Genomic DNA, 11993 nt, shown 5'->3' with positions numbered 1-11993 from the left:
GGACCTCTCATGAACAAAGCAACGAAGCTGCTGGCCGCGGTGGCGGCCGGCGTAATGGCAGTATCGATGGCCGCCTGCGGAGGCGGCGGTTCGGGCGAAAGCAGCGCTGCCAGCGTCAACACTGATAAGACAGCGAACGACAATGCGTCATGCACGAACACAATCAAGAAGGACGGCGTTCAGAAGGTTACTGTCTGGGCTTGGTATCCGGGCATTCAGGAGGTCGTCGACGACTTCAACGAAAACCATGACGACCTGCAGGTCTGCTGGAACAATGGCGGCCAGGGCGGCGGAGAGTATACGAAGTTCCAGAATGCCATCAAGGCCGGCACCGGCGCACCAGATGTCATCCAGCTCGAGTACGAAGCCATGCCCCAGTTCATGACCGGCAATCAGCAGCATCTCGTTGATCTGTCCCAGTTCGGCTTCAATGACTATAAGGACGACTACACCGCCGGTTCCTGGAAGAGCGTCCAGCTCGGCACCGATGACAAGGTCTACGGTGTTCCGGTCGACCTTGGCCCGTTCGTCATGTATGTCCGCGAGGACATCTTCAAGCAGTACGGCGTTGACGTGCCGACGACGTGGGACGAGTTCGCAGAGGCAGGCAAGAAGCTCAAGGCCGCAGGCTATGACGGCTATCTGACTGACTTCCCTCTCAACAGCACTGCGATGCTGATTGCGTTCTTCGCGCAGACCGGTACGGACGTCTATACATATTCTGCCTCCGATCCGACGAAGGTCAAGGTCAACTACGAGTCCGAGGGAGCTCAGAAGGTCCTCAAGTACTGGAAGAACCTTGTCGATGAAGGTCTCGTGGACACGACGGACGCCAACACAACCGACTGGACGACGAACATCCTTGGCGGCAAGTACGCGACATGGGTGCAGGCCTCTTGGCAGACCGGCTACCTGGCTGCCAGCTCTGACGACGGTGACACCGATTCCGGTTTCCGCATCTACAAGGCACCTGTCTGGGACGACTCGACCCCCGATGTAAACCAGGGCGGTTCCGCGTGGGCCGTCACCGATCAAGCCAAGGACACCGAGGCGGCCTACACTGTCGCCCGCGAGCTGTTCTCGTCCGAGGCCGCCCAGAAGATTGGCGTAACGACAGGTGGCCTGTTCCCGGCGTGGACCAGCATGTTGGACTCCGACTACTTCAAGGATGAGAAAGTTGCGTTCCTCGGTGGCCAGAAGGCCAATGAGATTACGATTCCGGTCGCTGAAGGCTATCAAGGCTATTCCTTCTTGCCGTTCCAGACCTATGCCTATGACGAGCAGGCCAAGATGCTCAAGAGTGTCTTCCAAGACAACACCGAGGTTGGCACAGCGCTCTCCGACCTCGACAAGACGCTCAACTCCTACGCACAGCAGCAAGGCTACACCGTCGAATAAAAACCCCTCGCCCGGCAGTGGAAACCGGCACCGGCACCGGCTTCCAGCCAGATGCCGCTGACCAACCGGTCCGAGCGCCTGTCGCTCGGACCGCTGCCGGTTCCCGTTTTCCTTTCCGGAGGTTTCCCATGGCAAAGTTCAAGAAGAACAACGCACAAGTCGGGGGAACGAGCATGGCCGCACGTCGCGGCAACCTGTGGGGATGGGTGTTCACCATTCCGTTCGGCATCGTCTTTGTGCTGTTCCTCGTCATCCCGCTCGTCTATGCATTCATCATGTCGCTGTACACGTCGAATGTGTTCGGCACAAAATTTACAGGTCTAGCTAACTATGCGAGGGCTTTTACCGATACGCTGTTTCTCAGCGGCCTCGGAAGAGTGCTTCTCTATACCGTCGTCATGGTGCCGCTCCAGCTTGGCCTTGCGCTGATCTTTGCGTTGCTGCTCGACGCATTCAAGAACAAGTTCGCGTCAGTCTCTCGCCTAATCATCTTCCTGCCGTATGCCATCCCAGGCGTCATCGGCGCGCTGATGTGGGGTTTTATGTATTCGAAAAACATGGGCCCATTCACATCGATCTTTGAGCTGTTCGGCTTGCAGGCGCCCGACTTTCTGTCAACGAACGGTATCTTCGGTGCCCTTGTCAACGTTGTTACTTGGCAGTGGACTGGCTATTACATGGTCATCCTGTACTCGGCGCTCCAGTCGGTCCCGAGCGAACTGTATGAATCGGCACGCATCGACGGTGCGTCTGAACTACGCATCGCAACGAGCATTAAGGTACCGATGTGTTCGAGCTCGATTGTCATGGTCACGATCTTCTCATTGATTGGCACGTTGCAGTTCTATACCGAGCCGACCGTTCTGCGCAATCAGGCGCCGACCGTCATCGACTCGCAATACACGCCGAACATGTACGCGCAAGCGCTCGCGTTCAGCTATAACCAACCCAATTACGCGGCGACGATTTCATTCGCCCTCGGTTTCATCGTCGTCATTTTCAGCGTTATCTTCATGCACTTCACGAAGAAGCAGTCTGGATTGGAGGACTGACCCATGTCTATGGCAACATTCAATGCTTCGCGATCCGACGGACGTCGCGCCACTCGCAGCTCCAAGAAGGCTCGGGAGAGCAAGATCCGCGGCAACAAGCACATCTTCACGATAGTCGTCCTTATCCTCGCTATGCTTTACTTCCTGCTGCCGGTCTGGTGGCTCATCGTCGCTTCGACGAAGACGAATAATGGGCTGTTCTTCGGCGAACACGGATCGCTGTGGTTCGCGGACAAGTTTGCATTGTGGGACAACATCAAGCAGCTGAGCACGTACCAGAATGGCATCTACTGGCGCTGGATTCTCAACTCGTTCATCTATGCATTGCTTGGTGGTTTTGCCTCCACCGTCATCTCGGTGTGCGCCGGTTATGGCTTTGCGAAGTTCCAGTTCCGTGGCAAGAAAGCATTCTTCAACCTCGTGCTCGGCGCGCTGATGATTCCATCGACTGCGCTGGTCATCCCGATTTTCCTGCTGATGAGCAAAATCGGCATGGTCAACACGATGTGGGCCGTCCTGCTGCCGACGCTGCTTAATCCGATGGGTGTCTACCTGATGCGCATCTATTGTCAGGAATCGTTGCCAGATGAAATGATCGAGGCAGCGCACGTTGACGGTGCTGGCGAGCTGCGCACCTTCTTCAAGGTTTCCTTGCCGATTATGACGCCCGCCATCACGACCGTTTATCTTCTGTCGACCGTCGGCGCATGGAACAACTTCTTCCTGCCCCAGGTCGTGCTGACCAACAGCAAGCTGTTCCCGATTACTGTTGGTCTGACGCAGTGGCAGTCCCAGTCGCAGGCTGGTGCTGCCTCCGAGCAGGTGTGGAACCTCGTGACAAGCGGCTCGTTCATCTCGATTATCCCGATGGTGCTCGCGTTCCTGTTCCTGCAGCGGTACTGGGTTGGCGGTCTTACGGCCGGGTCGGTCAAGTCCTGATCTCCACTAAGCATTGCAACCAAACTGAGTCATGACGGCCGTCGTTCTAGGCGATGGCCGTCATTGCGACGAAGGAGCCGTAATCATGATGTATGTTACCGTTACGTCGCCGTTCTGGTCCGAGCGCCGGCAGCAGATTGCCGAGGATGTCGTCCCATACCAGTGGCAAGTCATCAACGACGAGATCGACATAGCCGTGCCGGATGATCCGGCTGGCAACCAGAGCGTGGAGAGCCGGAGCCATGCTATCGAGAATCTTAGAATCGCCGCAGGAGAACGCGATGGCGAATTCCATGGCATGGTATTTCAGGATTCCGACGTATATAAATGGCTTGAGGAGGCGGCGTATGTGCTCGCCTACCATCCTGACAGCGAACTGGAAGAGTTGTGCGACAATCTTATCGAGCTGATTGCCCGTGCTCAGGATGACGACGGGTATCTGGATACGCCATACCAAATCCGCTCCGGCGAATGGGAACACCGTGAACGATTCTCGCTAATCGGTCAGAGCCATGAGATGTATGTTATGGGCCATTTCATTGAGGCCGCCGTTGCCTACCATGGCGTCACCGGCAATATGCTGGTGCTCGATGTTGCTTGCAAGATGGCAGACTGCCTTGACCGGCACTTCGGGCCGGAGGACGGTAAGATTCACGGCGCTGACGGGCATCCAGAAATCGAGCTAGCGCTAGCCAAGCTGTACCGTGCCACGGGTGAGCGTCGCTATCTTGACTTGGCATCTTATTTGCTTGACGTGCGTGGCGCCGATCCAGACTTCTATCGTCGTGAATTTGAGGAGGTCGACGGCGACGGGATCTTCGAAGGGCTTGATCGTTTTCCCCCAACGTATTTGCAGGCTGCGAAGCCGGTGCGTGAACAGACGACGGCAGATGGGCACGCCGTGCGCGTCGGCTACCTATTGACCGGAATGGCCTCGGTCGCCAACCTGACTGGCGATGATGGGTTGCTTAAAGCCGCGAAGCGGCTGTGGAGGAACATCGTTGCGAAAAGGATGTATGTGACGGGGGCCGTGGGGTCGACGCATGTAGGTGAATCATTCACCTATGACTATGACCTGCCGAATACGACGATGTATGGCGAGACCTGTGCGTCGGTGGCGGTGGCGATGGCCGGACGCGAGCTGCTCTCCGCTGATCCGGACGCACAGTATGCTGACATCATCGAACGTGAGTTGTTCAATGGGGCTCTCGCTGGTATTTCACTCGATGGGCGGCAGTACTACTACGTCAATGGACTTGAAATTACGCCGGAAGGTACGGATAATCCCGATCGGCATCATGTGCTTGCTGAACGTGTTGACTGGTTTGGCTGTGCATGCTGCCCGGCTAATATCGCTCGGCTAATCGCCTCCATTGACCGCTATCTGTACACCGAACTTGACGGTGGAGCAACGGTGCTCGCACACCAGTTCGTGGCAAACGAGGCGCAATTCGACTCCGGATTAACGGTGCGACAGACGTCGAATTATCCATGGAGCGGCCACATCGAGTTTGATGTGGCGTTGCCACCCGATTCGTCGCTAGCGCAGGTTCGATTTGGTGTCCGCGTGCCGTCATGGTCGAGCCGTAACTTCTCGTTCACGGTCGACCGCAGCCATGTGAACGCGCGTCCAGAGCAGGGCTTTGTCTATTTCACGGTGCGGCGCGGATCGAATCTCAAGTTGACGCTCGACCTTGACATGTCAATCAGGAAGGTTCGGGCGAACTCGCATGTCGCGTCCGACGCCGGGAAAGTTGCCGTCATGCGTGGGCCGCTCGTCTACTGCGCCGAGCAGATTGATAATCCCGGCGATTTGTGGAACTATCGACTCGCACCGCAGGTCGGGCTGCGCAACGTGGTGATTCAGGAACGTCCTGACTTGCTTGGCGGTGTCTTCATCATCGATGTGCCGGCTGTTCGCGAACCTGAGGATGGGCCGGACTCACCGTTGTACATTGCTGTTGACGATGGCGTCGCAGGCATGGGTGGTGGGAATGATTCTGATTGCGACGATTCTTGCGGGGATGTTGCTACGATGCTGCGACTCGTGCCATACTATGCCCACGCTAACCGGGGCGTCACACAGATGGAGGTGTTCCTGCGTTTCTAGAGGAAAGCCCGATCGAAAACTCTGGGGATGGCCGCTGCAGCTTGTACTGCAGTGGCCATTCTCTGCGGCTCTGACTGCGGGTGAGTCACTTCTTCTAGCAGGAAATCGCATATTTTGTCTAAACATTGAAAAGCTGACGACACCATGAAATCTCCGTATTGTGAAGATTGGAACCGTGCACAACCCTTATCAGCGTAGATTCCGGACATCCTGGTGCACGGTTCCGTTTGCAAGCGCCGCACCAGCACGGGAGTACGGAGGACCACGATGGCAGAACCTACAGAACTACGCATCACGCTGCAACCCTCGTCATCGACGACGCGTTCGAAATCGCGCCGGTGAACGACTGGGTTTTCGGATCGTTTGTCGAGCATCTGGGACGTTGCGTATATACCGGCATCTACGAGCCAGGCCATCCGACGGCCGACGAGGACGGCTTCCGCCAGTGAGCTGGACCGCCATCCGCATCGAACGCTGATGCATTCGCTCTCCTTGTCGGCGGCGTGGGCGTATGGTGGTGCGCCAACTTCCGCCGACAGTTGGCCGCCGGAACGATTCAGGATGGGAGATGACAATGGAACAATCCGAACCTACGGAGCGAATCGACTTGGTCTTGCCTGACGAACGCTACGCGGAGGCGGTGATGGCTGCGCGCGAAACGTTCGTTGCCGAGGGTGTCGCCGACGGCCTGGCCGGCTTGGAAGACTGCGCTTCGTACGATGAGTGGCTGGATTTCGAAGGCCGTGGCCGCCGTGCGTATGGTGATGGCTACGTTCCGGCGACCACCTGGCTCGCCGTGCGCGAGGACGGCGCGCTCGTAGGCTTCCTGGACATGCGCCATGATCTGAACGACTTCCTGCGTTCGTTCGGCGGCCATGTCGGCTACGCTGTCCTCCCCGCCTACCGACGCCGCGGCTACGCCAAGCAGATGCTGTCCGTTGCGAAGGAGAAAGCGGCCGGCATGGGGATGGCGAAACTGCTGGTCACCTGCCACGACGGCAACGTCGGCAGCGAGCGCGCGATCGTCGCCAACGGCGGCCAGCTGGAAAACGTCGTTTCCGACGGCACCTCCCGCATCAAGCGTTTCTGGATCCCTCTCGATTAACCAAGATTCAGATTGCCTCCTTCGGTTCCGTTGGTTCCGAACGAGCGCAGATAATAAAAATGCTTTCCACCTATCACAAGTGGAAAGCAATTTCATTATGCCTCGCCTTGACGTCTCTGTATGGGCATTACGCGCAGGGAGAGATTCTGCATTATTGAAGTCATTGGGATAGGTGAAGCGATGTGCAGAATGTTCAAGTGTACTTTAATAAAGTGTACTTGAACATTGTTGTTGAGTTCCCTCAAGCCATACCCTGAAGTAGCGAGCTGCGAGGGTTCCCTGACGCTCCTGTTTGATGATGCTAACGTCTTGCGTTAGTATCAGGCTATGGGATGCAGAGATGCGAAGAAGCGGCGCTCTTCGAGGGAAGATCTCTCAACGCCGGGGGAGATTTTGCGCGAGGAGTTTCTGGAGCCGCTGGGAATCAGCAACTACCGTCTCGCCAAGGCGATTGGAGTCAGCGAAACGGCCGTTGGCGAAGTGGTGCGTGGCAAGCGCCGCATCAGCGTGGCGATGGCCAATCGCCTGGCGCTCGCACTTGGCGCTACGCCGGCGTTCTGGCTGAATCTGCAGTCCGATTATGATCTCTTCACGTTCGATCCTGCATCCATCGGCCACATTGAGCGCCTGGTGGATGCGTAGAGGCCTTCCGGCGGCGCCTTCCGCGTCAGTGGATTCTGGATTGGCCTGAATCGCGCTTAGGGTGATTCGTCCGCCTACTGGCGCAGATAATAAAAATGCTTTCCACCTATCACAAGTGGAAAGCAATTTCATTATGCCTCGCCTGGGCGCCTCTGTATGGGCATTACGCGCAGGGAGAGATTTTCTGCGGGGCGGCTTTGCAAGCCGCTTGGAATAGGTAACGGCCGCCGGTAAGGCAGCGTACGTAATATTCAAGTACACTTTATTAAAGTACACTTGAATATTGCTCGGCCGAGGGAAGGAGCTGTGCCATGTTCATCGGCAGAAACAGTGAACTGCAGGTGTTGCAGGACCGTTACGACTCCGGCCAGTTCGAATGCGTTGTCATTTACGGACGACGCCGCGTCGGCAAAACGTCGCTCATCACCGAATTCCTTCGGGGCAAGCCCCACGTCATGTTTCCGGCGATGGAAACAAGCATCGACAAGAACCTCGAGACTTTCAGCGCCGCCATCGGACTGGCCCTGGGCATGGGCGAAGACGAGTGGCCGGTATTCCCGTCCTTCGCTTCCGCATTGGCCCGCGTCTTCGATATGGCGCAGGACCAGCGTACCGTGCTCGTCATTGACGAGTATCCCTACCTTGCCGCCGCCGATCCGTCGGCATCCAGCGCGCTGCAGCATTTAATCGACCATCATCAGCAGGACAGCAAGCTCATGATCATCCTGTGTGGTTCGAGCATGAGCTTCATGGAGCATCAGGTCCTCGGCTACCAGAGTCCGCTGTACGGACGGCGTACAGCGTCGCTCAAGATTGAGCCATTCGATTATGCCCAATCCGCTCGGTTCGTTCCCAACATGAGCGCCGAGGAGGCGGCGCAGGCCTATGCCATCAGCAACGGCATTCCGCAATACCTGCTGCAGTTCGACCCGGATCTCGACCTGGAAACCAATCTTGCCACGCGCATTCTGACGCCGGGCGCCTATCTCATGGATGAAACCGACCGGCTCCTGCAGCAGGAACTGCGCAAGCCCGCTGAATACAGCAACGTCCTCCAGACGATTGCCGACGGCGCGACCAGGGTCAACGAAATAGCCGAGAAGTCCCAGCTCTCCCCCACTCTCACGCTCTCCTACCTCAACAATCTTGAGGATCTGGGCATAGTCCAGCGAGAGACGCCGTTCGGCAAACCCAATTCAAAACGGCCCGTCTACCGTATCCGGGACTCGTACTTCCGGTTCTGGTACCGGTTCGTTCCCCGCACGCTGCCGCTCATCCAGTCCGGCAACAGCCAGATCGCCACGCAGATGGTCATGAAGGGCATGCCACGATTCATGGGGCCGGTCTTCGAAACCATGTGCACCCAGTGGCTCATGAACCATAATGGCCCTGATTCCCCTCTTCCGTTCATCATCACCAAAACCGGACGATGGTGGGGAACCGACCCTGCCACCCACCGGCAGGAGGAAATCGACATCATCGCTTCCGGCTTCACGCTCGAAGAGGGAATTCCCGAAGGCGACACCGACCCGCACACCCTCTACTGCGAATGCAAATGGCACAATGCGCCGGTTGGCGTAGCCGAATACCGCACGCTCGTCCAGCGGTCCCAGCTTGTCGCCGCCCAACAGCGGCACTACATGCTGTTCTCCAAGGCAGGATTCACCGACGAACTGACCCAGCAAGCCCAGCTCGACCCCGCCCTCACACTCGTTTCCTACCAAGACATGATCGAATGATTGGCTGCGCGCCCGGATAATAAAAATGCTTTCCACCTATCACAAGTGGAAAGCAATTTCATTATGCCTCGCCTTGGTGCCTCTGTATGGGCATTACGCTCGAAGGAGAACATCAAGTCCTCCCTGCTTGTGCGGGGAACAGAAGCTGCTTTATGAAGAGGCTCCCGGAACCACTTCAATGCTTCCGGGGAGCCTCTTAATCGTTAGGGTTGCGGATCAGCCCGTGTTCTGCAGGCCTGCCGCGACGCCCGAAACGGTGCACAGGATCAGGTAGATGAACCCGGCCTGCTGGCTTTCGCTCAGCTCTTCCTTGTCCACCTTCTTGCGCAGCGAACGCAGCGCAAGCACCTGGGTGACCGACAGCGCGTCGACGTACGGGGAACGCACGCGGATGGCCTGGCCGAGCACGTGGCGGTGCTGCAGCGGCCACTCGTCGCCGACGATCTTGAGGATCCAGCTACGGGTGAGCTCCATCTCCTCAAGCACCTTGTCGCGCAGGTCGTCGCGGTCGCCGAGGGCGAGGTACATCTTGGCGATGCGCTCGTCCGTCTTGGCCAGCGACATTTCGATGTTGTCGATGAACGTCGAGAACAGCGGCCACTCCTCGTACGCCTTGCGCAGCGTTTCGAGGTCGCCGTACTCTTCGCACGCGGTGCCCAGGCCGTACCATGCGGCGAGGTTGATGCGCGCCTGCGCCCAGGAGAAGATCCACGGAATCGTGCGCAGATCGTCGAGCGACTTGGCGCCCAGGCCTCGCTTGGCCGGGCGGGAGCCGATCGGCAGCAGGCCGACCTCGGTCAACGGCGTGACGGTGGAGAACCACGGCGCGAAGTCGGGCGTATTGAGCAGGTCGAGGTAACGCTCATGCGACACCGTGTTGAGCTTGTCAGCCAGGTCGGCGTACTTCTCCGTCATCTTCGTGTTGATGTCCTCAACGCTCGGAGCGGACTGGAGCAGCGTGGCGGCCGCCACCGACTCGACGTGGCGGATGGCCAGCACCGGGTTGCCATAGCGGGCGAAGATGACCTCGCCCTGCTCGGTGAGCTTGAAACGGCACTTGACCGATCCGGCCGGCTGCGCGAGCACCGCGCGGTTCGCCGGGCCGCCGCCGCGGCCGACGGCGCCGCCGCGGCCATGGAACAGCGTCAGCTCGATGTCGTTCTCCTCGGCCCACTTGGCGATGCGCTCCTGAGCGGAATGCAGCGCCAGCGTAGCGGTCGTCGGGCCGGCGTCCTTCGACGAATCGGAGTAGCCGAGCATGACTTCCATCTTGCGGCCGGTTTCCTTGAGGCGCTGCTGCACCTCGGGGATCTTGAGCATGTCGTTGAGCACGTCCACCGAGTTCTCGAGGTCTTCGAGCTGCTCGAACAGCGGGATGACGTCGATGACCGGCGCATCTTCGGGCTTGGCGAAGGCGAGGCGGTTCAGCTCGTACACGTCGCGCACGTTGCGCGCGCTCTTCGTGAACGAAATGATGTAGCGGCGTGCGGCACGCTGGCCCTGGCGCTTCTGGATGGCGCCGAGCGCGCGGAACGTGTCCAGCACTTCGTGCGTCATCGGCTGCAGCGGGCCACGCTCGCCGTGCAGGCCATGCTCGCGGATGTCGTCGAGCGCGCGGGCATGCACGACCGAGTGCTGGCGGAACTCCATTTCGACCATGTGGAAGCCGAACGTCTCCGCCTGCCAGATCAGGTCCTGCAGCGGGCCGTAGGCGGCGCGGTTGGCGCCGGCCGCGGCGAGCGAACGCTGCACGGTGCGCAGGTCCTCGATGTAGTCATCGCAGGAATGGTACATGAGGTCGGTGTCGCGGTTGATCGTTTCGTGCAGGCGGTCGGCCATGACGAGCAGCACGGCGCGGTGCATTTCCTTCGTGGAAATCAGCGATGCCTTGCTGGTCAGGCGCTCCGACACTTCCTTCTGGTGGTTCCACAGCGCCTTGAGCTCGTCGCTCGGCGGCGTCGTTTCCGATTCCATCGTCATGTTGCGGCCAACGTTGCGCGTCGCCTCCTCGAGGGCGGCGAGGACATGGTCGCTGAACTTGCGGGCGACCTGGCGGCTCACCTTCGCGGTGACGTTCGGGTTGCCGTCGCGGTCGGAGCCGATCCAGGAGCCGGGCTTGAAGAACGCCGGGCACACCGGTTCGACGAGGCCGGCCTTGTCGCCGAGGATCCAGTCGTCGAAGCGGCGGTAGACCTGCGGAATCGTCTTGAACAGCGTGTTGTCGAAAATATCGAGGATCGTGTCGGCTTCCTCCACCGGGGTGGGCTTCTTCAACGCGATCGGGGAGGTGCGGAACAGCGCGTCGATTTCGTTATACAGGCGCCGTTCGTTTTCCTTCTTGTCGGAACCGCCGAGCATCTTGTTGGCGCTCAGCAGCTGGGAGATGCGGCGAATCTTGCCTTCCACCGCCTTGCGGCGCGCTTCCGTCGGGTGGGCGGTGAAGACGGGGTGGAACTCAAGCTGGTTGAGCAGCTCCTTCGCCTTGGCCGGGCCCATCTCGTTGATGAGCTGGTGGTAGGCCTTCGTCATTTCGTTGGCAGGATCGATTGCCTCGCTGCCGTCGACGGCGGCTTCGCGCTGGTGCAGCACCGAAACGCGGTAGTTCTCCTCGCACAGATTGGCGAGGTGGAAGTACGTGGCGAAGGCGCGCGCCAGCAGCTGCGCATCGTGCAGGTTCATTGCGTCGATCGTCTTGACTGCCAGATCGAGATCGTTGCGTTCCGGATGGGTGTCGGACAGAATGCCGGAGTAGCGTTCCGCGGACGCATCCACTACGTATTCACGCACCGTATCGAACGATTTGAGCAGGTCTTCGTCGTATTCGCGAAGAACGTCGCGCAGGATGGAAAGGCATAGATCCATGTCGGCTTGCAGGGATTCGGGGAGCTCCTGCTCCTCGGGCCCCTTATGCCCGTGGCCAGAGGAAACGATCGTCTGGTCGGCGGGGTTGATCTGCGGTTCTTCTGTTTCCAGAAGATTTTCTGTTGTCAGTTCAGTCACTCAGACCT

Annotated in this window: 8 protein-coding genes; 7 read left to right on the top strand and 1 reads right to left on the bottom strand. The window is 58.8% G+C overall.

From position 1 onward, the window contains the following. Window positions 1-9: 9 nt before the first annotated feature. The 7 genes from AC1AXT_RS07670 to AC1AXT_RS07640 all read left to right on the top strand — a co-directional run bounded on the left by AC1AXT_RS07670 (window position 10) and on the right by AC1AXT_RS07640 (window position 8985). Complete coding sequence (locus AC1AXT_RS07670) at window positions 10-1398, top strand: ABC transporter substrate-binding protein (protein WP_476541071.1); 1389 nt, start codon at window positions 10-12, stop codon at window positions 1396-1398. 17 nt (window positions 1399-1415) lie between these two features. Further along, the gene (locus AC1AXT_RS07665; protein ID WP_476541069.1) at window positions 1416-2450 is read left to right on the top strand and encodes a carbohydrate ABC transporter permease; all 1035 of its coding nucleotides are present in this window, start codon (window positions 1416-1418) and stop codon (window positions 2448-2450) included. 3 nt (window positions 2451-2453) lie between these two features. Then, window positions 2454-3389, top strand: a complete 936-nt coding sequence (locus tag AC1AXT_RS07660; protein ID WP_476541067.1) for a carbohydrate ABC transporter permease — start codon at window positions 2454-2456, stop codon at window positions 3387-3389. Between the two features lie 88 nt (window positions 3390-3477). Next, window positions 3478-5499 (top strand): glycoside hydrolase family 127 protein, encoded by a 2022-nt coding sequence (locus AC1AXT_RS07655; protein WP_476541203.1) that lies wholly within the window; start codon window positions 3478-3480, stop codon window positions 5497-5499. 574 nt (window positions 5500-6073) lie between these two features. Then, complete coding sequence (locus AC1AXT_RS07650) at window positions 6074-6604, top strand: GNAT family N-acetyltransferase (RefSeq protein WP_476562697.1); 531 nt, start codon at window positions 6074-6076, stop codon at window positions 6602-6604. A 327-nt stretch (window positions 6605-6931) separates the two neighbouring features. Beyond that, window positions 6932-7246, top strand: coding sequence for a HigA family addiction module antitoxin (locus tag AC1AXT_RS07645; protein ID WP_476541064.1), 315 nt, complete (start codon window positions 6932-6934; stop codon window positions 7244-7246). A gap of 311 nt (window positions 7247-7557) precedes the next feature. Beyond that, window positions 7558-8985, top strand: coding sequence for an ATP-binding protein (locus AC1AXT_RS07640; RefSeq protein ID WP_476541063.1), 1428 nt, complete (start codon window positions 7558-7560; stop codon window positions 8983-8985). A gap of 216 nt (window positions 8986-9201) precedes the next feature. On the opposite strand, the gene AC1AXT_RS07635 is transcribed toward AC1AXT_RS07640, so the two are convergent. Next, window positions 9202-11958: a phosphoenolpyruvate carboxylase gene (locus tag AC1AXT_RS07635; RefSeq protein ID WP_476541201.1), complete on the bottom strand. Its 2757-nt coding sequence runs from the start codon at window positions 11956-11958 to the stop codon at window positions 9202-9204. Between the last annotated feature and the right edge of the window lie 35 nt (window positions 11959-11993).

This window comes from Bifidobacterium sp. LH_450, assembly GCF_056356715.1.
This window is presented reverse-complemented; position numbering and strand designations above follow the sequence as displayed.

Excerpts from the sequence above, each read along its gene's own strand:
- AC1AXT_RS07670 (WP_476541071.1), top strand. The coding sequence starts at position 10 with ATGAACAAAGCAACGAAGCTGCTGGCCGCGGTGGCGGCCGGCGTAATG.
- AC1AXT_RS07660 (WP_476541067.1), top strand. The coding sequence starts at position 2,454 with ATGTCTATGGCAACATTCAATGCTTCGCGATCCGACGGACGTCGCGCC.
- AC1AXT_RS07655 (WP_476541203.1), top strand. The coding sequence starts at position 3,478 with ATGTATGTTACCGTTACGTCGCCGTTCTGGTCCGAGCGCCGGCAGCAG.
- AC1AXT_RS07650 (WP_476562697.1), top strand. The coding sequence starts at position 6,074 with ATGGAACAATCCGAACCTACGGAGCGAATCGACTTGGTCTTGCCTGAC.
- AC1AXT_RS07645 (WP_476541064.1), top strand. The coding sequence starts at position 6,932 with ATGGGATGCAGAGATGCGAAGAAGCGGCGCTCTTCGAGGGAAGATCTC.
- AC1AXT_RS07640 (WP_476541063.1), top strand. The coding sequence starts at position 7,558 with ATGTTCATCGGCAGAAACAGTGAACTGCAGGTGTTGCAGGACCGTTAC.